Raw genomic sequence first — 25,438 nt, 5'->3', positions numbered from 1 at the left:
ATACGGATGAACCGTTTCGCCCTCTTGTCGCTCTATCGCTCGCTTACCCGGCATAAGCTCTACGCCGCGCTCAATATTGGCGGGCTGGCGTTAGGTATCGCCGTCTTTGTTGTGCTCGGCCTCTACGTCCGCTTCGAGACGAGTTACGAAACGTGGCTTCACCACTACGATGAGGTCTACGCCATCCAGTCCGAATGGAAGGACCAATCGAGCCCTTTTGCGGGTCGCTACACCGAGACCATGGGCGGACTGCTCGATCAGCTGCAAGAGGACTTCCCCGAGCTCGTCGGGACCCGGATAATGGGCGGTGAAGGCGGCGGGATCGTGCAGCTCGGCAATGCTGCGATCATCGATGATGTCGCCATGGTCGACAAATCATTCTTCGATGTGTTCGAGCTCCCGATTGTGGCGGGAGAAGGTGCTGAGGCATTGGAAGAACCGGACTCCACGGTGATCAGCGAGAGTGCGGCCAAACGCTATTTCGGACAGAGCGATCCGATCGGCCAGACCATGATCGTTTCCCTGTGGGAGCCTAAGCCCTACCGCGTAGCCGGCGTTTTCAAGGATCTGCCCGACAATACCGATTTCAAGCTAGCCATCCTCCTCCCCCTTCCGGCCAACATCGCGGATATCAATTCGAACTGGTATCACTGGGGCAGCACCAGTCTGCAAACCTATCTGCGTGTCTCCGATCCTGCCGATGCCGCAAGATACGATGCGGCGATGCCCGCCTTTGTCGATCAGCGGGGGCGCGCCGACCTCGGCGAGAATGCGTCAGACGTCGCGGGCCTGAGCCTGTTGCCCTTGGCCGATAATCATCTCGAACCCCAGGGCAATTCGGCATCGAGCGCCAAGATGACGCTGGTGACCTTAAGTCTCGTCGGTACCTTCGCACTGCTGATCGCTCTCATCAACTACGTCAATCTGGCTACCGCACGCGCTGCGCTGCGCGCACGTGAGGTCGCCATGCGCAAGGTGTTAGGGGCTGATCGCCGCGCAGTGATGCGGCAGTTCCTGGCGGAGGCGATGCTGACCGTGGCGATCGCGGCCTTGCTGGGCTTGATCCTTGCCGAGCTCGGCCTACCGCTTATCAACGCGGCGGGCGGATTGTCGCTCTTCATACCCTATTCCGAAGTCATTCCCGCGCTCGTCGTCCTCACGGTTGCCGCGGGTTTCTTCGCCGGCATCTACCCTGCACTGGTCTTGTCGCGTTATCGCCCGGCAGCGGTCCTCGCCTCATCCCGCTCACCCGGCGGCGGTCGCGCCGGGACGCGTGTGCGTGAAGCGCTGGTCGTGCTACAGTTCGGCCTCGCCATCGCGTTTCTCATTGCGACCGGTGTCTTGGTGGCGCAGACGCAGCACGCCCGAACTGCTGATATCGGTTTCCAGCGGGACGGCTTAATGACCGTTACGTCGCTGCGCGACAGCCTAGTTGAACCTAGCCAGCAACGCGCCTTCGTAGAGCAGGTCCACGCGCTGCCCCAAGTGCGGAGCATCGGGGTAGCGAATACCGTCGTAGGGGGTAGTGGAAGCCGAAACGCAGACAACGTGAACGTACCGGGAGTCCCTGGCGAGGGCCCATCGCTGATGTGGGAAGTGCTCGGCCCAGGTTTCCTTGACGTTTATCGCCCCCGGCTTATCGCAGGCCGACTCTTCGACCAAAGGGTTGCCGACGACAGCAGCAATCGCGATCAAGCGAAGGGTAGCAATGTGCTCATCAACGTGCAGGCAGTAAGCGCGCTCGGCTTCGCCGATCCGCGCGAGGCTGTCGGCAAAACTGTGGGCGGCGAGCGCCCACGCACTATCGTGGGCGTGATCGGGGGCCTTAATTTCTTTGGTCCGCGGGAGCCTGTGTCGCCCACCTATTACTACTACTATTCGGACCCGACACGTACAGGTAACAATGTCGCCTCGATACGCTTCACCGGCGATCCGCGCGAATTGCGCGATAGGCTGGAAACGATCTGGCATGGGCTTATGCCGCAAGTTCCCTTCGGCGCGGAAACGGCAGACGAACGCCTAACGCAATTTTATGAGGATGACGAACGTGCCACCCGCCTGTTCGCTCTTGGCGCCGGCTTAGCTGTCTTGATCGGCATTGTTGGCCTGTGGGGCCTCGCCTCTTTCAACACCGCGCGGCGGGTGAAGGAGATCGGCATTCGCAAGTCGCTCGGCGCTTCATCGACCGATATCGTCAAGCTGCTCGTAGGCCAGTTCATGCGGCCCGTGCTGATTGCCAACTTGATCGCATGGCCGCTGGCCTATTTGGCCATGCGCACATGGCTTGCAGGCTTTAACGACCGGATCGCGCTTTCCCCTGTATTTTTCATTGGTGCCAGTATGGTTGCTATTGCCATCGCCGTTTCGACAGTGCTCGGTCAGTCCTTGCGCGCAAGTCGGACAACACCTGCATGGGCCTTGCGTCATGATTAAAGGCCTGTCGATGAAGGGTGCCGCGCTTGCCTGTTGGGCGCTAGCGTTCTCGGCGCCTGCCTACGCAGACACGCTTCGGGAAGCGATTGCATCAGCTTATGCCACCAATCCTACGCTGGCAGAGGCGCAGGCGCGGCAGGAGGCGCTGAAGGAAGCGCCGGAGCAGGCTCGAGCCGAAGGGCGGCCGGCGCTCTTTGCAACGGCCGATAGCGGCTATGACGATGCCGGTGGGGACATCTCCGGCAGCGCGAATTTACACGCCGACTTGCCGATCTGGACCGGAGGGCGCGTTTCCTCTTCCGTTCGTGCAGCATCGGCCGATGTTGCGGCAGGAGAGCAAGACCTGCGTGACAGCGAAGCAGTTATGCTGCAGCGGGTAGTGACGGCTTATGCGGATCTCCTGTTTGCACAGGAAGCGGTCGAGGTTGCGCGTATCGGGATCGAGCGGCTCGACCAGCAGGTGGGCGAGGCGCAGTCTCGCTTTGATCTTGGCGAGGCCACCCGCACCGATGTCGCGCAACTCGAAGCGCAGCGTTCGAGCGTCATCGCCAACCTTGCCGATGCAGAGGCTGAATCGGCGAGTGCAAAGGCAACCTATTTGGCAGTGGTAGGTCGGGATCCACGGACGCTGGACAACGTTACTCTCCTTCCGTCTCTACTTCCGGCTGATCTGTCAACCGCGCGTGCGTATGCCGAGATTTCCAATCCCCGCCTGCTGGAGCGACTTAGGATTGCCGAAGCTTCTGCAGCGCGGATCGACCGCGCCCGCGCCGAGGGCTCGCCGAGCGTAGGACTCTCAGGAGCTTATGGCGGTGCAGTGCGTGAAACGAGTGGTGACCTTAGAGGCTACAACGACATTGCCTCGGTCGGGATTACCCTGCGGATTCCGTTGGTGAGTGGTAGCCTGGTAGCCTCTCAAATACGAGAAGCCGAAGCGACCTTTAGGGCGGATCGCTATGCCATCCTCGTCGTAGCGCGCGAAACGATCCGCTCAGTCGACACTGCCTGGGCGGACCTACAGGCTGCGACGCGACGCGAACGGGCAAACGAGGAAGGACTGATTGCCGCAAAATTGACGCTCGATGGGGTGCGGGCAGAATATGAATACGGACTTCGCTCGACGCTCGATATTCTTCTTTCCGAACAGAGCTATCGCTCTGCCCAACTCGCTTTGGCTCGCGCGCGCAGTGATGTTCTGATTGCGCAGGCTGCGCTGCTTAAAGCCTCGGGTCTTCTCAATCGGAAGGCTTATCTGGACTAATCGAACAAATCGTCGATGAGTATAGGGTTGCAAGGCTCTGATACCGTGCTTGAACGGGCGTTTTGACGGTGTCACCACCGAGGCGTCGAATGAAAGAAGCAATGTCGTGAAGGTATCCGCTAACGAAAAGACAGTTCTATGGCATCACCATCGTAGATGATCGTCCTAGTCGGTTCCTTAGAGAATACTGCCAGATCGCTGCTGCCATTGTGTACAACCACGCCTATCTTGCGCCGGGTGTGCATGCCGGGATAGCTGCCTGTTCGCTGACCAATGGTCAGAGTTTGCTTAGCCTCGCTCCAAGCCATTGGGATGTGGGTGAATTCGCTATCTTTGTAGCCCATGTCGGTTCCTTCATCTTCGTAGAGTGTGAAGGTGCCGTCGGCTCCTGAGAAGACGTGCACAGTAAGGTCGCCTCCCGTATCCTGCGCCGTCGATTGAACGACTGGGCCGCTGGGCACGATGGATCCGGCGCGAACGTAGAGAGGCATGCGCTCACGCGGGGCGGCAGCGGTTATCGTTTGCCCTCCGGTCAGGCGCTGGCCAGTGTTCGCATCGATCCAATCTGCTCCGGCAGGAAGATAGACTTCACGCTCGCGCGCTTCGAATTGGGTGACGGGTGCCACCAGCAGTGCGGGACCAAACAGGTACTGGTCGTCGATTTTCCAACTCGCGCGATCGCTCTCGAAATCCATGACCAGCGGCCGCATCATCGTCGCGTCGTCGTAATGCGTGCTCGCGGCGACGGTATAGATATAGGGCATGAGCGCGTAGCGCAGCCGGTGATAGTATGTGAGGCTTTCCATCATCGCAGGATCCTGCGCCGCAATGATGGGTGTCTCGCGCTGCGGATATTCGCCATGACTGCGAAACAGCGGGGTGAAGGCGCCGAACTGGAACCAGCGCGTATACAACTCGCGCCATTCCGGAAGGTGTTCGGGGTCTTCCTGGCTGTAGCGATTTTCCAGCGAGAAACCGCCGATGTCGTGCGTCCAATGCGGCACACCTGCGAGGCTAAGGTTGAGGCCGGCGCTGATCTGGTCGCGCAGGTCGTCCCACCGGGCTGCCACGTCACCCGACCACAGTGCAGCCGACGCGCGCTGCACGCCGCCGAAACCGCTGCGGGTGAGAATGAAGGGACGCTTATCCGGCTGCGCCTCACGCAATCCATTCGCCACACCTTCGGCATGGGGGAGGGGATAGGAATTGAAGATCGCCGTGCCCGGTACGCCGGTGGCAGGGCTGGTCATCTGATACTTGCGTTCCTCGACGGAGAGATTGGAATGCCAGTCCGGCTCTGTTGCATCCATCCACCACGCATCGAAGCCCATCGGTATCAATGTTTCGCGCATCTGCCGCCAGTAAATCTCGCGCGCTTCCTGTGCGTAGGGATCGTAGAAGGTGTTGGGATAGCCTTGACCCACCCAATCGAGCTGACCCGCCTCGAGCGGCCGTTCATAGAGGTACCCGCCCGCTGCCAGCTCCTTGGCGTGCGCGGTGCTGGGATAGAACTTCGGCCAGACCGAAATCATGATCCGTGCATCCTGGTCGTGCACCTCGCGCACCATGCCCGCGGGATCTGGGAAGCGGGCGGGATCGAAGCAATGGCAACCCCAGCTGTCTTCAGGCCAGTAGAACCAGTCCTGCACGATGTTATCGATAGGTATCTCGGCATCGCGATAAGCGCTCACGACATCCAGCAATTCAGCCTGCGTATTGTAGCGCTGGCGCGACTGCCAGAAGCCGAACGCCCATTTGGGCATCATTGGTGCGTTGCCGGTCAGTCGGCGGTACCCTGCGATCGCATCGTCCATCGTGGGCGCAGGAACGACATAGTAGTCGATGGCCTTTCCCGCTTCGCTCGCGAAGCTGACCGAGTGGCGGTCGGCGTCTGGCAGAGGGTCCGCATGCTCGAGTGCGATGTAGCCCTGGTTGGGTTCCCAGTCGATCTGCAGCGTGACTGGTTCGCCAGCTTGGAGGTCGAGTTCGAAATTATGGTACCAGGGATTCCAGTTCTGCCGCCAGCGTGACAGCACTTCTTCGCCATCGGCCGACACGCTGACATAGCTGGAGGAATAGAGCCGGAATTTGTGCGTGCCGCTGATTTCAGGCGTGAACGTGCCGGTCCAAACGACGCGCTGCTCTTGCACCGAATTGCCCGCCGTATTCTGGCCCGTGGTGGCTGCTTCCACTGCAGCGGTAGCTTCAGCTGGCCAGCGGGATTGGTCGCGAATATATTGATAATCAATTGTATCCTCGGCTCGCGAGATAACCATTCGGTCGCCAAGATAGTAATCAGCCTGCCAATCGAGCGAGAGCTTCTCATAAGGCTCGGGATCCCCGACCCGGGTAATCGAATTATTGTCCCACAGCAGCCCGTAACCGCGGGTGGAAACGAGGTAAGGCACGGCAATCGACATATTGTGCTGGGTCAGCTCCACGTCTTCGCCGTTATAGTTCATCTGCCGGTTCTGGTGCTGGCCAAGGCCGTACAAGCCTTCGTCCGTGGAGCGATTGAACTGGACCCGGGTGGCGAACCATTCCTGCCCTTCCAGCTCGACGGGGGTGATGGTGCGGGCCGATGCATTCTCGTCGAGCAGCAATTCGCCCTCGCGGCCGTAAACCGCCAGTCGCCCGTCCGACATTTGCACCATCGCAGTACCGCCGGTTGATACAAGGCTGGCCCAGCCGTCCGATGAAGCGAACTGCGGATCACCGTCGGCATCGGCGATGACCATCAGGCTTTCGGCAGCATCGCCTACTTCTTCGGCCACTGTCACGCGAAAGCTGCCATCGGCGAAAGCGAGCACGCGTACCTGCTCACCCGCATCGGTCGTCACCAGCATTCCGTGATCGACCTGCTCCACCTCGCCTGCCAGGGCCGAAGTGGAAAGCGCCAACATGCTGGCGGTCGCGGCGATTGCAATTCTCATCGGTAAGTTCCCATTTCCACACGGAGCCACACGGGCTGTTTTCCGAAATTGAATCCGTAATCCACCTGGTCGCCGTTCCAGCGACGGCGCATCACCCATCGGCCATCGACGAAGCTGCCTTCCTGGGCCTCGATAATCTGCGCCTGCTCTCCCGTAGCGGGATTAGCCAGCGCCAGGCGCACACGCACATTCCTTCCTGTGATCAGGAAAATGTCGTCGGCCAGTTGCGCGATCATGGTCCCGCCGGTGGGCACGTCTTTCAGCGGATGATCCTGCTGGTCTTCGAACGACCATTCATCCTCGCCGAACATCCAGCGGCCGTAATACGCGCCGATTTGCCATCGGCCCATCGTATGAAACTGGTCGCTTGCGTCCGGCCCACGGGCAGTGCCCCAGGTGGGGTGGTTCATTGCGACGCGGGCCCAGTCGCGCGCTGCGGGAGCCAGCAAGCGATAAGGCGCAGCGAAGGCTTCCAGCGTTTCCTCGTCCAGTTCGGGCGCGCCGAGAGGATGATTGACGTAGCCGGTGGCATCCATCCCGAACGGGCTGAACATGACACCGCCCTTGCCGAGAGTCGGCCAGATGAACCGTGCGTAGGCACTCGCATTCCCGATCTCAGGGACCAGCAGGGGCCAGTCGCCCTCACCATAGTGATCGAGATACCGGATGACCGACGCAGCATCGCGGTTGTAGATGTCGGGTCCGTAGGCATCCACGCTGGGGGCGGCGATCCGCCAGATCGGCAGCGCGTTCCAGTTGGGTCCACCGGATGGCCCGACATCGCCGCCCACATCTGTAAACGCATCGCCTAGTGCAGCATTCACCATTACTGGCAGGTCCCATTCGGCCAGGCCAGCTTGCGCCACGTGTTCGACATAGCGAGCCATGTGCCAGCTCGTGAAAAACTGCTCGGCGCGCGGGCCGAAAGCGTCCTTCCAGCTTTGCCGCGCTATGCCCAGTCCATCGGCGAGCTCTTTCGGGATCGGCTCGGCAAAAGCCTGCGCTGGTCCATCGGCATGATCGCGGGCGAGACGATAGCTGCCGGTCTCGTTCTCGACCTGAACCATAATCACTGTGTGCTGCGGATCGATTTGCGCCAGTCGCCGCATGAGCTGCGCGAAGGCACGACCATCGGCCTGCCGCGTAGCTTCGGCATGAGGCGAAAGCGCGTAATGCGCGCTGCCATCGGGATTGCGCATTCGAGGGAAACGCACTCCGTCGCGCTTCACCCAGGCAGGCGCGTAAGCGGGGGTGGTGTTCTTGAAGGCGCCATACCACAGCAGCACCAGCCGCTTGTCGTGCAAACGCGCCTGCTGCAGCAGCGTATCGAGGAAAGAGACATCGTATTGCCCTTCTACCGGCTCGATCTGTTCCCACGCGACGGGCATCAGCAATGTGTTCGCGTATAGCCGGTCCATCATCGGCCAAACTTGTTCCAGCACGGCTGGATAGTTGGAGGAATTATTCGCTTGAACAGCCAGCGCCAGATAAGGCTCACCATCGACGATCAAAGCGGTGTGAGCGCTACCCCGCTCGAAATGCGGAACCCGCGATGCAGCCGGCATGACAAACGCACACGTCAGGACGACGCCGGCTAAGACCGCAAATAATCGCAACATCCCCTCCCGTGTTTGCGCTACCATTGCAAAGTTGAGCAGCATTGCAAGGGTTTCGGTGGCGCCCGACAAGGTAGGTACTTTATGGTAACGGTGTAAAACCTATGACCGAAACCGCCGAAAGCTGGACTTCGATTTGTTTTTCTTGTGGTGGGCTACATTCCGCGAACTGTACCAATGCAAAATTACGTCGTTAAAGCTGTCAAACTCTCTGCTTTCGTGAACCGAACCGCTGCGCAAGCATAGTGCAGTAGATGACGGTATTTCACACGTACGATCCGGCTGAGGGGCATCGATTGCCGCACGACCCCTTGAACGCTATTGTTGCGCCGCGGCCTATCGGATGGATTTCGACCATGAGCGCTAATGGGGCAAGGAACCTCGCTCCTTACAGTTTCTTCAATCTGATCAATTACAGCCCCCCGCTCATTGCCTTCGCTTCGTCCGGGTGGAAAGACTCCGTGGCCAATGTTAAGGAAACCGGCGAGTTCGTTTGGAACCTGGCGACGATGGCTCAGGCAGAGCAAATGAACGTCACTTCAGCGAGTGTGGATGGCGATGTCGACGAGTTCGATCTTGCCGGGCTCGCCACATTACCATCGGCGATGGTGAAACCCGATCGAGTTGCTGGCAGCCCGGTCCATTTCGAATGCCGGCTAAGCCAGCTCATCCGTCTGGAGAACAAGGAAGGCATCGAACTCGACCAGTGGCTGGTCATAGGAGAAACCGTCTGCATTCATATCGACGTGGCGATGCTTGAGGACGGGATCTATCAAACCGCGCGCCCACACCCGATAACTCGCGGTGGCGGCCCGGCCGACTATTTCGAGATATCGGAAGACCAGCTGTTCAAGATGAGGCGTCCTGGTTGATCAGGTCGGGTCTTGGCGAAGTCCATGCTACACTGCCGCACCCGCGCCCGATCTCGGTCGGCATTGAAAATTTGGGCAGAAGTTCTATACTTAAAAGTATGGAAAAGGTTGCAACACGAGGTCGCCCACGCGAATTCGATACAGACGAGGCGCTTGGCCATGCGCTGCGCCTGTTCTGGCAGAAGGGCTATGAAGGCACCTCCCTAAGCGACCTGACCGAGGCGATGGGGATTACCCGCCCGAGCCTGTATGCCGCTTTCGGCAATAAAGAGAATCTCTTCATCCTGGCGCTCGACCTCTACGAGAAAGACAAGCTCGCTTATATTGGCGAGGCGATCGCAGCGCCCACGGCGCGGGCGGTTGCCGAAACGCTGTTACTTGGCGCCGTAGATGTGGCCACGGGTGGGGAATGCCGAGGTTGTATGGGCGTAATTGCTTCGGTCGGGTGCCAGAGCATTGAGCCTTCCATTCGTGACGATGTGAATGCGCGTGCCGAGTCTGCAAAACAACTAATCGTCGACCGGATGCAACGCGCCATCGATGCCGGTGAATTTGTCGTACCGACCGATGCCACGGCGATAACGCGCTACCTTCTTGCCTTGATGCAGGGCATGTCCGTTCAAGCGCAATCGGGGGCGAGCAGACAAGACCTTCTGCAAGTTACTGAATCTGCATTGCTTTCTTGGCCGTCGCGCTGATCTCTCACTGAGATTCGCTAAAAAATACCTAGCGGTACATAAATTCCTCTTGACCTGAACGTCAGATTACATACTTATCGGTACAGATAGTCACGCAGCGATACTTCGTTGTGCGGCGGCTGGTTGCCGCAAGTCTCCAGCTCATCCGAATTACGAGCGTTTTGCTTCGAAAGCCCTTGCTTTTGGAGACGGGGACGCTTGTCCGATAAGGTCAGGTATATTTCATGTTCGACACACCGTTCGATCGCCAAGCGGATCAAGTCGCTGAAGAGCGCCGCGCCCAGCACATTGCCGAAATTCTGGACGGTTCTGACCCGGAAGAAGGTGTTCGTCTTGCTGACCGACCTCTCATGCCTCGACGGAAGCGACTTTGGCTCGGCATAGCCTTAGTGGCCGCCGTTTTGGCTGCCTGGTGGCTGATGGGCAGCAAGCCTGAAGCTACCGCGGCCGCAGGACCGCCGGTCGTAACTGCCGCGCATCCGCTGCAAAGAGAAATCACCGAATGGGATGAGTTCGTCGGCCGTTTCGAGGCTAGTCGCAGCGTTGAAGTTCGCCCCCAAGTATCCGGCGAGATCACACGGGTGCATTTCACCGATGGTCAATTCGTACAACAAGGCGCCCCCCTGTTTACCATCGATTCGCGCACATATCGCGCAGCGCTGGCTGAAGCGCGGGCAGAAGTTGCGCGCGCCGAAAGCGCGCTTGCCTTATCTAAAGACAATCTGGCGCGCGCACAGCGGCTTGTTAGCGAAGATGCGATTGCTGGTACCGAAATCGATCGCCTGGAAGCAGAGGTGCGAAACGATGCGGCAGTCTTAACCGCCGCAAAGGCCCGGGTGTCCGCGCGTGCCCTCGACGTTGGTTTCACCACAGTTCGCGCGCCGATTTCCGGCCGCATATCCGACCGCCGCATCGATGCAGGCAATCTCGTATCCGGCGGCGGCGGAAGCAGCGCTACGCTGCTCACCACAATCAACGCCGTCGATCCGGTCTATTTCGAATTTACCGGCTCGGAAGCGCTGTTCCTGAAAGCGCGCCGCGAAGGACTGGAGAAGGGCACCCCGGTTGAAATACGCCTGCAGGACGAAACCGAGTACCGCTGGCACGGCGCACTGGATTTTACCGATAACGGGCTCGACAGTCAGTCGGGTACTATCCGGGCGCGGGCTGTTGTCCAAAATGGCGATGGCTTCCTCGCGCCGGGTCTCTTCGGCCGGATGCGGCTGGCGACCGGGGGTAAACACCAGGCTTTGCTGATACCCGACACCGCTATCGTCACAGACCAGACACGCAAGCTGGTGTTGGTGGTCGAGAAAGACGGAACGGTGGCTAGTCGGCCAGTCGAACTCGGGCCGATCGTAGGGCAACTCCGCGTGATCGAGAGAGGTATCAAGCCCTCGGACCGCGTCATTATCAAGGGCACTCAAATGGCGATGCCTGGCCAGAAGGTCACCGCTCAGAATGGGCGGATCGAAGTGGCCGCGCCCGCCGGCGACAAAGCAAGGGAAGGGCCCGCCGCGATCCCTGCCTCATCCGCCAGCCTCGCTAGCTGATCCGCGCACGCGGCACCCCACACGCCCTTATTCACGCCCGGAGTGCGTCCATGTCAATTTCCCGCTTTTTTATCGATCGACCGATCTTCGCCAGTGTCCTGGCGGTCCTAGTGACTCTCGTTGGCGCGATTTCGTACTTCTTCCTGCCGATCAGCCAGTATCCAGACATTGTCCCTCCGACTGTAACCGTTACCGCGGTCTATCCCGGCGCATCTGCCGAGACGGTGGCCGACACCGTGGCCAACCCGATCGAGCAGGAGATCAATGGCGTCGACGGCATGCTGTATCAGTCGAGCGAGTCAACCGGCGACGGGCGCATGACCATAACCGTAACGTTCGCGCCCGGTACTGATCTCGATGAGGCTCAGGTTCTGGTCCAGAACCGCGTCGCGATTGCCGAGGCTCGCCTGCCAGAAGAAGTTCAACGATTGGGCATCGTCACCCGCAAGACGACGCCCGACTTCCTGATGGTTGTAAACCTGATCTCGCCAGACGGCTCGCTCGATCGCGAATACATTTCCAACTATGCGCAAACCCGGATCAAGGACCGAGTGGCACGACTTGACGGCGTTGGTGACGTCCAGATGTTCGGCCAGCGCGAACTGGCAATGCGGGTCTGGATCGATCCGGGACGGGCTGCGACGCTGGGCCTTACGGGAAGCGATGTCGTCCGGGCCCTGCGAGCGCAGAACGTACAGGTCGCGGCAGGCACGCTCGGCCAGCAACCAAGCCCAGAATCTGCCTTTCAGCTAAATGTCGAGACACAGGGCAGGTTTACCAGTCCTGCCCAGTTTGCCGACGTCGTAATCCGTACCGACGAACAAGGACGGCAGATCAGGGTCGGTGACGTTGCGCGGGTTGAAATCGGCGCGACCGACTACGCCACATCTGCCTATCTTAATAACATGGACTCAGTGATCCTGCCGGTATTCCAGAAGCCCGGCTCCAACGCTCTCGACGCGGCGGAGGGGGTCAAGGCAACGATGGAAGAACTCTCTGCCGATTTTCCGCAGGGGCTCGAATACCGCATCGTCTACAACCCAACCGAATTCATTGCCGAAAGCATCGATGCAGTGCTGCACACATTGCTCGAAGCAGTGGTGCTGGTGGTGCTGGTGATCATCGTGTTCCTGCAGAAGGCGCGCGCCTCCATTATCCCCGTGCTTGCCATTCCGATCTCGCTTGTTGGAACCTTCGCCGTCCTTGCGATGCTTGGTTATTCGCTCAACAATCTTTCGCTTTTCGGGCTGGTCTTGGCGATCGGCATCGTTGTCGACGACGCTATCGTGGTGGTCGAAAACGTCGAACGCAATATCGAGGCAGGTTATACTCCGCTGGAAGCTGCGCGGCGCTCGATGGATGAGGTCGGCGGCGCCTTGGTGGCGATCGTGCTGGTCCTGTGTGCTGTATTCGTGCCCACGCTCTTCATGAACGGTCTGTCGGGAGAGTTCTACAAGCAGTTTGCCGTCACCATTTCCGCGGCGACGATTATTTCGCTGTTCGTGTCACTAACCCTCTCGCCGGCGTTGTCCGCGATGTTGCTCAAGCCGCATGAACACTTGCCGGATGACGCGCCTCGTTGGCGCAGAGCGATTGAGGGAGCAGGCGAGAAATTTAATGCTGGCTTTGAGCGATTCAGCGATTGGTATGCGCGCCTGACAGCGCGATTGGTAGCGATGCCGCGGCGCATGATGGTTGCCTATGCGATGTTGATCGGGCTCACCGGTCTCACGCTAGCCGCAACACCGACAGGCTTCGTGCCGCAACAGGATCAGGGATATTTCGTGTCGGTGATTCAGCTTCCGCCCGGGTCGGCGACCACGCGAACCGATGCTGTCATGAAGAAGGTTGCCGAGCGCGTGCTGCCGATCGAAGGCATCACCGGTACGGTCATGCTCTCCGGTTTTGACGGAACGACGCAGACTCAGTCCGCCAGCTCTGCTGCAGCCTACTGGGTACTCGACGAATTTGAAAACAGGCAGGGCAATGGCCGCTCGATCGACGAACTGATTGCGAAGGCCCAGGCTGCAACTGCGGACATAAACGAAGCACGGCTGATGATCGTAAAACCCCCTGTCATCCAGGGTATCGGCTCAGCCGGCGGCTTTCGCATGATGCTGAAGGACAACTCCGGGCAAGGCTATCGCCAAATGCAGGATGTCGCGAATGCGGTGATCGCTCAAGCGAATCAACAAGAGGGACTGGCCGGTGTCTATACCTTCTTCGATACGGGTACGCCGCGCGTAAAAACCGACATCGATCGCGACAAGGCGCAGATGCTCGGCGTGGCTCCAAGCGACATCTTCGATACGTTGTCGGTCTATCTCGGAAGCGCCTTCATCAACGATTTCAACCTGCTCGGTCGGACCTACCGCGTAACTGCCCAAGCAGATGCCAGCTATCGCGATGATGTAAGCGACATCGGAAATCTGCATGTCCGTTCGGGCAGCGGGGCAATGGTGCCACTGGGATCCCTCGCGACTATTTCCGATACTACCGGCCCTTACCGCGTGAGCCGCTACAACCTTGCTCCAGCTGTCGCGATTGATGGCGACACTGCTCCGACGAGTTCCACCGGTCAGTCGCTTATAACAATGGAAAAGGTTGCGGCAGAAACTGTGCCGCAAGGTTATTCGACCGAGTGGACCGGCATAGCGTTCCAGCAGGCAAGCACTGGCAACACTGCCATCTACGTTTTCGGGCTGGCGGTGTTGCTCGTCTTCCTCGTGCTGGCAGCTCAGTACGAAAGCCTGATCATGCCGCTGGCGATCATTCTTATTGTGCCGATGTGTCTGCTTGCGGCGATGGTCGGGGTCAATCTCATGGGCATGGACAACAACGTCCTCACTCAGATTGGTCTCGTCGTTCTGATCGCGCTGTCAGCTAAGAACGCAATTTTGATCGTTGAATTCGCTCGTCAGGGCGAGGCTCTGCACGCCCTCTCCGCGGTCGACGCTGCAATCGAGGCAGCACGCACCCGCCTGCGCCCGATTCTGATGACCAGCTTCGCTTTCATCCTTGGCTCGGTGCCTCTCGTCATCGCGACGGGCGCGGGCGCCGAATTGCGACAAGCGCTCGGCACTGCAGTGTGCTTCGGCATGCTCGGCGTGACCGGCTTCGGACTGATCTTCACTCCCACCTTCTACGTCGTCTGTCGTGCCTTGGGTGACCGGTTCGCTGGTTTGCGCGGGCGCGGTCGTCGCGACGAAGCGGGCCATTCCATGCTGCCTGCCGAATAGGACTATCACCGATGACATTCCGTAATCTTCTGCTCCCCGCCGTTTTCGCGCTTGCCTTAGCCGGCTGCGCGGCGGGGCCGGATCGCATCGCCTCCGTCCCAAACCCCGATGTGGATACGGGCCCCTTCCTTTCTGCAGAGCTGGGCGCGGTATCGGCCGCGCCGCTCCCGGAAGGCTGGTGGCACTTGTATCGCGATCCTGTCCTGGACGGATTGATTGCCGATGCGCTTGCCGCAAATACCGATATCCGGCAGTCGGTTGCACGGATCGACCGGGCCCGCGCAGCTTTGCGTGGCGCGCGATCGGACCGTCTGCCCCAAACGGGTCTGAATGCCGCTGCAGGTTATGGCCGCACGCCTGAAGACCAGACCTTACCAGGCCAGGATCGCGATGGCGGCCAGTTTTCGGTCGGCGCAGACATTGCTTATGAAATCGACCTTTTCGGTAGAGTGAGCAGCGGAATTGCCGCAGGCCGCAGCGATGTCGCAGCGGCGCGGGCCGATGCAGATACGGTAAGGGTAATAATAGTCGCCGATACGACCCTAGCCTATGCCGACGCGGCCAGCGCCGCTCAGCGGTTACGGGTGGCGAAATCGATCGTCGAGCTTCTGGATGACAGTCTTCGGCTTACCCAGCTACGGCACGATGCCGGTTATACCGATGGTCTCGCGGTCGCTCGGATCGAGACTTTGCTGGAACAACGGTCGGCGGCGATCCCCTCGATCGAGGCTCAGCGCCGGGCAGCACTATTCGCGCTGGCAACGCTCACAGGTCGTGCGCCAGCAGAATTGCTTGCCGATATCGGTAAGCGCGACGTTCCGCTTGAGATCACTGCGCCACTTCCTGTGGGCGACGGAGCTCAGCTGTTGGCTCGACGTCCCGATGTTCGCGCGGCAGAACAGCGCGCGTTAGCCGATAGCGCGAGGATCGGGGTTGCCCGCGCCGATCTTTATCCCCGCATTACCCTAGGCGCATCCATCGGATCGAACGCTGGAAATCTGGGCGATCTGTTTTCGGGAGGTCCGCTAGGCTTCCTGCTCGGACCGTTGATCGACTGGACCTTCCCAAATCGGGAGCCGATCTTTGCGCAGATCGATGCCGCTGAGGCAGATGCAAGGGGCTCGTTGGCAGCCTTCGACGGAACAGTGCTCGCGGCGCTTCAGGAAGCGGAAACAGCACTGTCGAATTATGCGCGGTCGCTCGAACGGCGGCGTATCCTAGTGACTGCCGTCCAATCCGCCGAGCGCGCCGCCCGCATCGTTCGCGCTCAAAACCGAGAGGGGCTGGTTAACTCCCTCGACACTCTCGATGCCGAGCGGACGCTTGCCGAAGCGAGGGCTGAGCTTGCCGATCAAGATGCCGCAGTTTCCCAAGACCAGATTTCAGTGTTTCGCGCTCTGGGCGGAGGATGGCAGGTCAGTTTCGAAGGCGAAGATGAAGAAGGATAGAGATCGCTGGTGGCAGTCTCACCGTGACGCCTTCGCCTCCGGATTGATCGGCTTTGCGATTACATCGGCCGTATTGCTGTGGCCAATGCTCGCTTCACCGTGAATCGTCATCAGTTGGAACTTGGAGGTTTCAGGCTGTCGGGAGGTATCGATCTTTCGCAGTTTGCTGTGTTTGCCATCGCTGTTCAATCTTGTACCGATCACCCTCCTGCCTTTGCAAACGAGGACGTAGGTTGCTTCTTGATTTGCTGCCTTGGTAATTCCAATGCCGACACTCCTGACCCTCTTCGTAAACGCGCTTCCATCACATGCACGGCAGGTGCTCGTGCGTGCCGATCCGGGCATGTTGAGAACCGCGCGCGCTGCGCGTGCCATGTTTGCATTTCTACTGACCATGGTTGTGACTTTCTCGATCGATCGCGTGTTCGGGGTTCCGGTAACGGCGTTTCTGATCGCGTTCCCCGTCACGGTCTTCTGCTGCGCGGCAATCAGCGATGACCAAACTCGTGCGCGGGTGGGGAAAATTGCGGCTCTGTCGCTTTCAGCGGGCGCGATGTTCACACTTTCCGCGCTGCTTCACACAAGCTGGCTTAATCATGTAGTCTTCGTGTTGGTCATCGGCATTGCGGCTTACGCGCGCCAATTCGGAGGAGCTTGGATTCCGGTCGGCTTGGCAGCGAACGTCAGCTATTTCTTCGGTGCCTTCCTGAAGCCCGACACCGCAATGCTTCATTGGCAGTGGGGTGGAGTGCTCATAGGTGCGGTCTCCGCGCTCATCGTGCATCAGTTGGTCGTTCCGCACAGGCCATGGCGCCGAATGCGCTGGGCGGTCAGTTCGATCCGGATGCGTATGAGCGAGATGTTAGCTACTTCCGCTCATGTGGCTGGAGGAGACAACGTTGCTCGCTTGAAACGGGACCTGGCCCGAGTAGCTCAAGCGGTTACCGTTGCCGAAAATGAACTGGAGAACCTATCGGGAGGACGGCTGGCCCATCGGCCGCTGGCCGAGGCTCTTCTGGCCATTCTGGTGATTGCCGAGCGTTTTTCGCTTCAGGTTCGAGGCAATCCGGAAATGGTTGGAGCTAAGGAGCGGGAACAACTTCAGAAGCTTTCCGATGCCTTGACGGATTACTCGCCCTTGCAGAACCAAGGCACTTTCGGATCGATCGGCTCGTCGGTCGATGATCTGGAGAGGGCATTGCAGATGCCGCCTGATCTCGACGCGGCCCGATCATGGAGCTTGCCACCTTCACCGCCGATAAAACCTCACGTTCGGCCCGGAGTTCAGTCTGCGGCGGCCGCGGGACTGGCGATACTGGGTGGTGTGATGCTTTCACCAGATCGCTGGTACTGGGCTGTCATCACCACTTTCGTGATGTTTACGGGTACGTTTTCGCGCGGGCAGGCTTTGGCCAAGTCATTGCAACGCACCTTCGGGACCCTGGCCGGTATTCTTGTCGCGATGGGCATCGTGTGGCTGTTGCACGGAAACGTCTATCTCGCGGTAGCCTTGATGCCGTTCGCCATCTTCTGTGTTTTTTACGCTTTCATTCAGTCCTACACTTGGATGGCGTTTTTCATAACGGTTCTTGTCGCTCTGCTGTTTTCGGCTACCGGTCGCTTCACCGATGCCTTGATGCTGCTCAGACTCGAAGAAACGGCGATCGGTGCCGCCTCCGGGATTATCGTCGCCTCGTTCGTGCTGCCCAAAAGCACCGATGCCCACGCGCGTGAGCAATTGAACGACCTTCTCGATGCTACCCATAAGGTCTTGGCCGCATTCAAGCTTGGGGATCCACTGGATCGTTTGCGTCTCACAGCAGCATTGCATGATTTCGAGACCAAGCTTGCAAATATGAGGGAAGCAATCCAGCCGTTGCGTATTTTTCCGGGCGCGCGCGCAAGTGGCCAAAGGGACAAGATCACGCACCAACTCGTGCTCACCAGCTATTGGGTGCATGAAATCGCGCTTGCAGTACGTCAGCTGGATCGCACCGCTTCAAAAAGCCTTCAACCGTCCGCTGTCGGCGCAGTCGCAGAGTTGGAAAGAGCGATAGTCCGGCTGCGTACTCCTGGTCATAACGAAACGTCTCCGGAACTAGACGACGCACCGCGCCCATTGCCACACGAAACCGAGAATCCTGAGGAGGCGATCACTGTCGCGTGTCGTGGTGCTGCCGGCTCACTGACGGGGGCGGCGCGTCTCATAACTGACCGCAGGATGCAGAGCCGCGCTTTCCGCTTTTGAAGATGCGAAGGACCCCTGCGCAACTGGCGCAATCTCAATCTTTATACGGAAATGTATCTTTTCTGCAGCGCTGTGAAAGCTGGCCAGCGCCTATTTTCGTTTGGCGAGCAGCAATAGGCTGTTAGGGGCGCTCCATGCTTACCATCGACGGTGTCACAGTGCGGCTTGGCGGCCGAGCCATTCTCGAGCATGCCAGCGCGACTGTGCCGGTGGGTGCGCGTGTAGGCCTGATTGGGCGCAATGGCGCGGGCAAATCCACACTAATGAAGGCCTTGATAGGCGAGATCGAACCTGATGCTGGCGAAATCTCCAAGCCGTCGCGCGCCCGCATTGGTTATATTGCGCAGGAGGCGCCCAGCGGCACAATGACGCCGGAAGAGGTTGTGCTGGCCGCAGCGACTGAGCGCGCTGAACTATTGGCCGAACTCGAGACGTGCACCGACATGGACCGGATGGGCGATGTGCATGACCGCCTGCTGGCTATCGATGCCTACAGTGCGCCAGCGCGCGCGGCAAAGATCCTCAATGGTCTCGGCTTCGACGAAGAGATGCAGCAACGACCGGTAGACAGCTTCTCCGGTGGTTGGAAGATGCGCATTGCGCTGGGTGCGCTGCTGTTTTCGGAGCCGGATATTCTGTTGCTGGATGAGCCCTCCAACCACCTCGATCTTGAAGCGACGCTGTGGCTGGAGAACTTTCTAAAATCCTATCCGGCCACGCTGGTGGTAATCAGCCATGAGCGTGACCTTTTGAACAAGGTGGTCGATCACATCCTGCACCTGCAGGGCGGCCAGTTAACGCTCTATACTGGCGGGTACGATGCGTTCGAAAAACAGCGCGCAGAACGTGCGGCACAATTGGCAGCGGCCAACGCTTCCCAAGACGCCCAGCGAGCCAAGCTGCAGGATTATGTCGCCCGCAACAGCGCCCGTGCTTCCACCGCCAAGCAAGCCCAGTCACGGGCAAAGATGCTGGCGCGAATGCAGCCGATCGCAGCGCTGATGGAAGACCCGAGCCTGAGCTTCGATTTTCCCGATCCGGAAGAATTGCGGTCGCCGATGATAACGCTTGAGAAGGCGGCAGTCGGGTATGGCGAGGCGCCACCGATATTACGGCGCCTGAACTTCCGTATCGAAGCCGACGATCGGATCGCACTGCTAGGTCGAAATGGTAACGGCAAGACCACCATGGCGCGCCTTCTGGCTGCGCAGCTGGACCCGGCGGAAGGCGAGGTAAATGCTCCCGGCCGGATGAAAGTGGGCTATTTCACGCAGTATCAGGTTGAAGAGCTGGCGGGTGAAGACACCCCGCTGGACCTGATGAACCGCGCAATGGAAGGGGCCGCCCAAGGCGCGGTGCGGGCACAACTAGGACGGTTCGGCTTTTCCGGTCCCCGAGCCCAAACACGAGTGGACAAGCTTTCCGGAGGGGAGCGCGCAAGGCTGGCCCTGGCCCTGATCACACGCGATGCGCCTCACCTGCTGATCCTGGACGAGCCCACCAACCATCTGGATGTCGATGCGCGTGAGGCACTGATCCAGGCGCTTAATGCCTATTCCGGTGCCGTTATTCTTATCAGCCATGATCGCCATATGGTCGAACTGACGGCAGATCGCCTTTTCCTGGTCGATGACGGTACTGCGCGCGAATATGCGGGGAGTATGCAGGACTACATCGATTTCGTCCTGGGCCGTAATCAGCCCAAGAAGGACAAAGATAACACGCGCACCGGTGCCGCAGGCTCCCGTCCAGCGCGCGGGGCAAACTCTGCGGGCAAGGTGCGGTTCGCGAAATCGGAATTGGATAAGGCAGAAAAAGCAGTGGCGCGCCTGAGCGGCGAAGTCGAGAAGCTGGATCGATTGATCCTCGAACACAGCACTGTCGACGCTGGTCAGACTGGCGACAAGATCCAAGACCTCTTGAGGCTGCGTGCTGAAGCTGCAGACCGTCTTGCGGAGGCGGAAGAAGCTTGGCTGGTAGCCGGATCCGCGCTGGAGGCAATCGAGAATGGCTAACTTAGTTTAGGCATAAACGATCATGGGCCGGGACAATAATCGAATTGGAAAGACGGAATTTATGACCACCAACCGCGAAATCGGCAGGCGTGAAAATCCGACTGATGACGATGGTCCAGACGCTGGCCAGAGCCCGCCGTCGCGAGGAAAGATGTGGCGCCATCTTGGTCCGGGCATCGTTGTCGCTGCCACCGGGGTTGGCGCGGGCGATCTCGTTGCCACGTTGATCGCGGGTTCACGCTTCGGATATGCACTGCTTTGGGCTGCCGTACTTGGTTGCATCGTCAAGATCGCACTTTCCGAAGGTTCCGCACGCTACCATCTATCCACCGGCTCGACCATTCTGGCTGGCTGGCGCTCACTCGGGCGTTGGACCAGCTGGTACTTCGGCATCTACGTTATCATCTGGGGCTTCATCTACGGCGCTACTGCGATGAGCGCGACCGCCCTGCCTCTCACGGCGCTGTTCCCGGGGCTGTCGCTGCGCAGCTGGGCGATGATCGCAGGGGTGTTCGGTTTCATATTCGTCTGGTTCAACCGGTACGAGACCTTCGAAACGGTCATGAAGTTTCTGGTCGGCACGATGTTCGTGATCATGGTCGGCCTCGCGATCCTCGTGGCGCCAAGCCTGCCCGATCTGGCGCGCGGCATGACCTTTATGTTGCCGGAAGGCTCATTGTTCTACACGCTGGGTCTCATCGGCGGAGTGGGCGGGACGATCACGACCGCTGCCTATGGCTATTGGACGCAGGCGAAGGGATGGCGCGGTACGCCGTGGCTGCCGATGATGCGCGTCGACAATTCGGTCGCCTATGTAGTGACCGGCACTTTTGTCATAGCCATGATGATCGTTGGCGCCGAACTGCTATACTCCGCCGGTATCGCGCTGGAAGATAGCGATCGGGGCCTGCTTGGTTTGTCCGATGTGCTGGAAGAGCGGTTCGGAGCGACGATTGCGATCCTTTTCCTGGTCGGCTTCGCGGCAACCTCTGTCTCTTCGCTGCTAGGCGTGTGGCAAGGGATGAGCCTGTTCTTCTCCGATTGGTGGTATCAATTGAAGGAGAAGGGTGAGGGCGGTCATGAGGGCAGCAATGCCTACCGCTTTTATCTCGCCTGGCTTACATTTCCGCCAATGGTCCTGTTGTTCGCGGATCGCCCGTTCCTGCTGGTCATTGTCTATGGCGCATTCGGCGCGCTGTTCATGCCGTTCCTCGCTATCACGCTGCTGTTGCTGAATAACTCGGCACGCCTGCCTGCCGAGGCCCGGAACGGTGTCATCGCCAACGTTACATTGGCAGGATCGGCAATTCTGTTCATTGTGCTCGCCGTGCAGCAGGTGATCCGGCTGGTGGGGTAGAGGCCGCACCAGCAGAACCTTTGCAGGGTTAGCATCTTTAAAACTGAGCTGTCGGATCTCTAAGCCCAAGGAATGCTCTTGCTCCGGTGTTCCTCAGCAGTATCCGCTCGACCAAGACGATCAGCGCCAGGCTCAGGCCGAACAACGGCACTACGAATGCCAAGGCAACGGTAAGTCCCACGAGCAGCCAGCTGTGGCGCAGTACGCCCTTTGGCGCGGGCGCGCCCAGGCGTCCTTCCGGTCGCCGCCGCCACCACATCACCACGCCTGAAACCGATAGAGCGACGAGGGCTATTAGGATCGCCAGCGCGAAGAGCTGGTTGGCGACGCCGAACAGGGCGCCTTCGTGCCATGCGATGCCATAGCCGACTACACGGTCGACCCAATGGCGCTGGGCGAAGTCGACACGGCCGACGACCGATCCCGTCGCACCGTCGATTTCGACATTGGTGCGCTGAGGGCGATTGGGTGTGTTCGACACCACTTTCCATGGCGCGTCGGTTTGCGCAGGCGGGGTGATCTCGACCGGCGCGGGCAGCGAGAAACGGGTGGCAGAGGGTACCACGCGATCCAGCTGGAGCGCCGGGGCCGAGATTGTATCAGGACCGCCAGCCATTGTTGCGCCTATGCCCGCATGCCCTGCATGTTCGCCCATCACCGCGCGCGCCTGGCGATCGAGCGCGGCGCGTTCCTGCCGCTCGACATCTGATCCGCGCGACCAGTCGACTGGGCCATCGATCTGTCCGGTGACCTCGCGCACAGTGCCAAAGTAGTTGCCCCAGCTCTTGGCCCAGGGCAGACCGGTGAAGATCAGCACGGCAGCGAACAGAGCGACCCAGATGCCGGTGACGGCGTGCAGATCCTTCCACCAGTTGCGCCCCGTTTGGCTCAATCGCGGATAAAGAACGCCGCCCAGCCCTTTTGCATCGCGCGGCCACCACAGGAAAAGGCCGGTAAGCAGCATGATGATCGTCCAGCTTGCCGCGAGTTCGACCAGCGTCGAGCCCCATCGGCCCACGGTAAGTTCGCCATGCAGGCGGAAGATGACGCGCATGAAGCGGTCCTGCTCGCCCACGGTCTTGAGCACCTCGCCGGTGTCGGGATGGAGATAGACGCGCGTCTCGTCCGCGCCCACGCCCACCACGATGCGCTGCGCATCGTCGGCTTCTTCGCGCAGGATGAAGCGGTGCAGGACTGAACCGGGGACCGCGCCCTCCGCCCTGTCCACCAGCACAGAGGGGGCGAGCGGCGTATTCGTGACTTCGAGGCTGTCGTAAGGCCGGTCGATCCAGCTCTCCACCTGCGGCTTGAACAGGTAGATCGCGCCCGTCACCGATAGCCAGAGGACGAAGGGCACGGTCAGAAGCCCGGCATAGAAATGCCACCGCCACACCGAGCGGTACCAGCGTTCCTGCCGGGCGGTGGGGGTGCCGGTTGCGGCGGTGGCATTGCTCATCAGAAGCCTCCGTTCCAGCGCAGGCCGATCACGAAGGTGCGGCCCGGATAGGGGTGGAACACGAAGGCCTTCTCATCGAACACATTGTCGACGCCCAGATCGAGGTCGAAACCGTCGAAATGCACGGTCGATTTCAGATCGACGAAGGTGAAGGGCGACACGCAGTAATAGGTGTCGCAGCGCGAGCTGGCGTTGTTCTCCAGATTGCGCTCCGGCGTGTTCTGGTAGCGCAGATTGGCCGCCAGATCGAGCAGCGGCGAAACCGTATAACGCAGCGACGCATTGGCCCGCCATTCAGGCACACGCGGGAAGCGATTGCCCTCAAGCTCCGGATTGAGCGGATTGTCCGAAATCTTCGCGTCGATCCACGAAACGTTGGCGTCCAGTGACAGGCCCTCGATGAACATGTCCTCGACCGCCACGATCGCATCCACGCCCCATGTCTCGACCTCGCCGATATTCGTTATCAGCGACTGGCTGACCGGCACGGAAGGATCTTCGGCGCCGGGCACGAGGATCGTCTGGCTGAACAACGTATCGTCCACCGCCTGGCGGAAACCGCTGAGCGTGAGTTTTACGTTGTCGAAACGCCGCGATGCGGTGAGCTGGAGGTCGAAGCCATGTTCCGGAGCGAGGTTGGGATCGAACCCGTCCAGATCGATTTCGCCGACATTCGGGCCGTAGCTGATGAGGCCGGCCTGATAGAGCTCGCCAATCGTGGGAAAGCGGGTGGCCCATGCGGCAGAAGCAACGATCTCCGTCGCCTCGTCCGGCCGCAGGGTAAGTGCCGCCTTTGGCGACCAGGCATCTTCGGTGCGTGATGCATAATCCACCCTGGTCGGCCCATCCTGCAGGAAGCCGCCGCGTGCGCGCCAGTTCTCATAGCGCAGACCAAGCGTGGCTTCGAGCATCGGCGCAAGAGTGATCGCATCCTCGATGAACACGCCTGCAAGCCGGGTCTGCCCGCCCGAGGCGTTGCGGATCGCGCTTGGATCGCCGGTACGCCAGTCGGATACGGCGCCCGTCTCGCTTGCGCCGAAATAGCCCGCGTAGGATGCGCCCAAGGCGACATGATGCGCGCCGAAGTCACGCTCGGCAGACGCCTCGAGATTCGTCCAGTGAGCATCCTCATCGGTAACGATGCCGCTGTCTGGAATGATGCCGGTCGTTACATCGACACCGTTCGACTGGCGGGAACGCTCGTCGAGCAGTTCGAAGCGGCTTGCCGATAGGTCGACATCCCAGCCTGCGACATTGCCTGCAAGGCCAAGCCCGGCGAGCAGTTCGGTGCTCTGCGTTCGTCCACGGGTGACACCGGAAATGCCGACGAAGGTCGGTTCTCCGGCATCGTTGCGCAGGAAGCTCTTGGGATCGTCGGTCGTTTCGTTGTCGATCAGCAGCGCTGCGAGGCCGCGCAGCTCCCAGCCGCCACCCAGATCGTAATTGCCGCGCAGGCGGAACTGATCCTCGACGCTGTCGACCGTGCTATCCTGCGCCGCGATCCGCAGTGGGAAGCCCAGTTCATTGTCCACAATCGCCTGATCGGCAAACGGCGTGCCGGGCGAAACCGTGCGCCATTGCTGCGGCTGGCCTTCGTTCTCGAAGTGACGATAGGCGAGCGAAACGCCCCCGCGCGATCCGATCGCAACATCGGCCTGGCCGTTCACGGCAAAGCCGTAAAGGTCTTCGTCCGTGTCGTAGTACTTGTAGTTCTGGTGGAAGCCTTGTGCGCCTAGCGAGATAGCATTGCTCTCGACCGGCGCGGTTTCGAGCCGCAGCGTGCCGCCCAGCGAATTGCCAGCATAGCGTGCGGATGTCGGGCCATAGATGATTTCAGCCCGGGCGATGTCGGTCGGCGAAAGCACTGCCCACTTCGGTGCGGTTGCGAAGCTTGCGCCAAGGAAATCGGAAATCAGGAAACCGTCCACTGTCACCAGCGCACGCGGCGTTTGCGTGGTGTGCATGTTGCGGAAGGAAAGGGTCGCGTTGGCGTCGCCGATATAGCGCTTCCTGACGATCAGGTTCGGCGCATAGCGGATCACATCCTCGGCGTTGACGGTGTTGATCGCGCCGATCTGGTCGGCATCGATCGCCACACCCAGCGCGGGCGTATCGAGCGAACGCATCTCGCGGCTTTCGAGCGTGCCGGTCACCACGATCGGGCTGTTATCGTCGGCAGCCTCCGCAGCTGCGTCATGAGTATTGGCCAAGGCGGGAGAAGATAGCAAAACGAGTGCCGACGCGCCGTACCGCGCGCGGCTTTTGAATTTCGATGTCATTAATTGTCCTGACAAAAGCATAGGGCCGCA

General features: G+C 59.9%; 14 protein-coding genes. 10 read left to right on the top strand and 4 right to left on the bottom strand.

Annotated elements, in window-relative coordinates:
* Positions 1-6: 6 nt before the first annotated feature.
* Positions 7-2,433 carry an ABC transporter permease gene (locus ACYQ0G_RS12820; RefSeq protein ID WP_460103241.1) on the top strand — a complete coding sequence of 809 codons (2,427 nt, stop codon included), beginning with the start codon at positions 7-9 and terminating at the stop codon, positions 2,431-2,433.
* Positions 2,426-3,694, top strand: coding sequence for a TolC family outer membrane protein (locus ACYQ0G_RS12815; protein WP_460103239.1), 1,269 nt, complete (start codon positions 2,426-2,428; stop codon positions 3,692-3,694). The genes ACYQ0G_RS12820 and ACYQ0G_RS12815 overlap by 8 nt, the downstream gene beginning before the upstream one ends.
* Positions 3,695-3,813: 119 nt before the next feature.
* Here ACYQ0G_RS12815 and ACYQ0G_RS12810 read toward each other — a convergent pair whose 3' ends face one another.
* Together ACYQ0G_RS12810 and ACYQ0G_RS12805 are read right to left on the bottom strand one after the other, a co-directional pair.
* On the bottom strand, positions 3,814-6,627 hold the full coding sequence (locus tag ACYQ0G_RS12810) for a TIM-barrel domain-containing protein (protein ID WP_460103236.1): 2,814 nt from the start codon (positions 6,625-6,627) through the stop codon (positions 3,814-3,816).
* The gene (locus ACYQ0G_RS12805) at positions 6,624-8,192 is read right to left on the bottom strand and encodes a DUF5597 domain-containing protein (RefSeq protein ID WP_460103235.1); all 1,569 of its coding nucleotides are present in this window, start codon (positions 8,190-8,192) and stop codon (positions 6,624-6,626) included. The genes ACYQ0G_RS12810 and ACYQ0G_RS12805 overlap by 4 nt, the downstream gene beginning before the upstream one ends.
* A gap of 305 nt (positions 8,193-8,497) precedes the next feature.
* Here ACYQ0G_RS12805 and ACYQ0G_RS12800 point away from each other — a divergent pair, with 305 nt between their 5' ends.
* The 8 genes from ACYQ0G_RS12800 to ACYQ0G_RS12765 all read left to right on the top strand — a co-directional run bounded on the left by ACYQ0G_RS12800 (position 8,498) and on the right by ACYQ0G_RS12765 (position 21,673).
* Positions 8,498-9,115 (top strand): flavin reductase family protein, encoded by a 618-nt coding sequence (locus ACYQ0G_RS12800; RefSeq protein WP_460103233.1) that lies wholly within the window; start codon positions 8,498-8,500, stop codon positions 9,113-9,115.
* 98 nt (positions 9,116-9,213) lie between these two features.
* A complete protein-coding gene (locus ACYQ0G_RS12795) occupies positions 9,214-9,813 on the top strand; it encodes a TetR/AcrR family transcriptional regulator (protein WP_460103378.1) in 600 nt (199 codons plus the stop codon).
* A 224-nt stretch (positions 9,814-10,037) separates the two neighbouring features.
* Positions 10,038-11,366 (top strand): efflux RND transporter periplasmic adaptor subunit, encoded by a 1,329-nt coding sequence (locus ACYQ0G_RS12790; protein WP_460103231.1) that lies wholly within the window; start codon positions 10,038-10,040, stop codon positions 11,364-11,366.
* A 50-nt stretch (positions 11,367-11,416) separates the two neighbouring features.
* Entirely contained in the window at positions 11,417-14,605 is a 3,189-nt protein-coding gene (locus ACYQ0G_RS12785) for an efflux RND transporter permease subunit (protein WP_460103229.1), read from the top strand.
* 11 nt (positions 14,606-14,616) lie between these two features.
* Complete coding sequence (locus tag ACYQ0G_RS12780; RefSeq protein WP_460103227.1) at positions 14,617-16,053, top strand: efflux transporter outer membrane subunit; 1,437 nt, start codon at positions 14,617-14,619, stop codon at positions 16,051-16,053.
* A gap of 325 nt (positions 16,054-16,378) precedes the next feature.
* The gene (locus ACYQ0G_RS12775) at positions 16,379-18,301 is read left to right on the top strand and encodes an FUSC family protein (RefSeq protein ID WP_460103225.1); all 1,923 of its coding nucleotides are present in this window, start codon (positions 16,379-16,381) and stop codon (positions 18,299-18,301) included.
* Between the two features lie 134 nt (positions 18,302-18,435).
* Positions 18,436-20,316 (top strand): ABC-F family ATP-binding cassette domain-containing protein, encoded by a 1,881-nt coding sequence (locus ACYQ0G_RS12770; protein WP_460103222.1) that lies wholly within the window; start codon positions 18,436-18,438, stop codon positions 20,314-20,316.
* 61 nt (positions 20,317-20,377) lie between these two features.
* Positions 20,378-21,673 (top strand): Nramp family divalent metal transporter, encoded by a 1,296-nt coding sequence (locus tag ACYQ0G_RS12765; RefSeq protein WP_460103220.1) that lies wholly within the window; start codon positions 20,378-20,380, stop codon positions 21,671-21,673.
* Between the two features lie 37 nt (positions 21,674-21,710).
* Here ACYQ0G_RS12765 and ACYQ0G_RS12760 read toward each other — a convergent pair whose 3' ends face one another.
* Together ACYQ0G_RS12760 and ACYQ0G_RS12755 are read right to left on the bottom strand one after the other, a co-directional pair.
* Complete coding sequence (locus ACYQ0G_RS12760) at positions 21,711-23,129, bottom strand: PepSY-associated TM helix domain-containing protein (protein ID WP_460103218.1); 1,419 nt, start codon at positions 23,127-23,129, stop codon at positions 21,711-21,713.
* The gene (locus ACYQ0G_RS12755) at positions 23,129-25,408 is read right to left on the bottom strand and encodes a TonB-dependent receptor (RefSeq protein ID WP_460103217.1); all 2,280 of its coding nucleotides are present in this window, start codon (positions 25,406-25,408) and stop codon (positions 23,129-23,131) included. Before ACYQ0G_RS12755 ends, ACYQ0G_RS12760 begins: the two co-directional genes overlap by 1 nt.
* Between the last annotated feature and the right edge of the window lie 30 nt (positions 25,409-25,438).

The organism is Qipengyuania triglochinis, assembly GCF_054655615.1.
The sequence above is the reverse complement of the archived record's forward strand: the minus strand, read 5'-3'. Positions and strand labels throughout refer to the sequence as shown.

Bases quoted from the DNA above. Each gene is read 5' to 3' on its own strand.
- ACYQ0G_RS12820 (WP_460103241.1), top strand. From the start codon at position 7: ATGAACCGTTTCGCCCTCTTGTCGCTCTATCGCTCGCTTACCCGGCAT.
- ACYQ0G_RS12815 (WP_460103239.1), top strand. From the start codon at position 2,426: ATGATTAAAGGCCTGTCGATGAAGGGTGCCGCGCTTGCCTGTTGGGCG.
- ACYQ0G_RS12810 (WP_460103236.1), bottom strand. From the start codon at position 6,627: ATGAGAATTGCAATCGCCGCGACCGCCAGCATGTTGGCGCTTTCCACT.
- ACYQ0G_RS12805 (WP_460103235.1), bottom strand. From the start codon at position 8,192: ATGCCGGCTGCATCGCGGGTTCCGCATTTCGAGCGGGGTAGCGCTCAC.
- ACYQ0G_RS12800 (WP_460103233.1), top strand. From the start codon at position 8,498: ATGACGGTATTTCACACGTACGATCCGGCTGAGGGGCATCGATTGCCG.
- ACYQ0G_RS12795 (WP_460103378.1), top strand. From the start codon at position 9,214: ATGGAAAAGGTTGCAACACGAGGTCGCCCACGCGAATTCGATACAGAC.
- ACYQ0G_RS12790 (WP_460103231.1), top strand. From the start codon at position 10,038: ATGTTCGACACACCGTTCGATCGCCAAGCGGATCAAGTCGCTGAAGAG.
- ACYQ0G_RS12785 (WP_460103229.1), top strand. From the start codon at position 11,417: ATGTCAATTTCCCGCTTTTTTATCGATCGACCGATCTTCGCCAGTGTC.
- ACYQ0G_RS12780 (WP_460103227.1), top strand. From the start codon at position 14,617: ATGACATTCCGTAATCTTCTGCTCCCCGCCGTTTTCGCGCTTGCCTTA.
- ACYQ0G_RS12770 (WP_460103222.1), top strand. From the start codon at position 18,436: ATGCTTACCATCGACGGTGTCACAGTGCGGCTTGGCGGCCGAGCCATT.
- ACYQ0G_RS12765 (WP_460103220.1), top strand. From the start codon at position 20,378: ATGACCACCAACCGCGAAATCGGCAGGCGTGAAAATCCGACTGATGAC.
- ACYQ0G_RS12760 (WP_460103218.1), bottom strand. From the start codon at position 23,129: ATGAGCAATGCCACCGCCGCAACCGGCACCCCCACCGCCCGGCAGGAA.
- ACYQ0G_RS12755 (WP_460103217.1), bottom strand. From the start codon at position 25,408: ATGACATCGAAATTCAAAAGCCGCGCGCGGTACGGCGCGTCGGCACTC.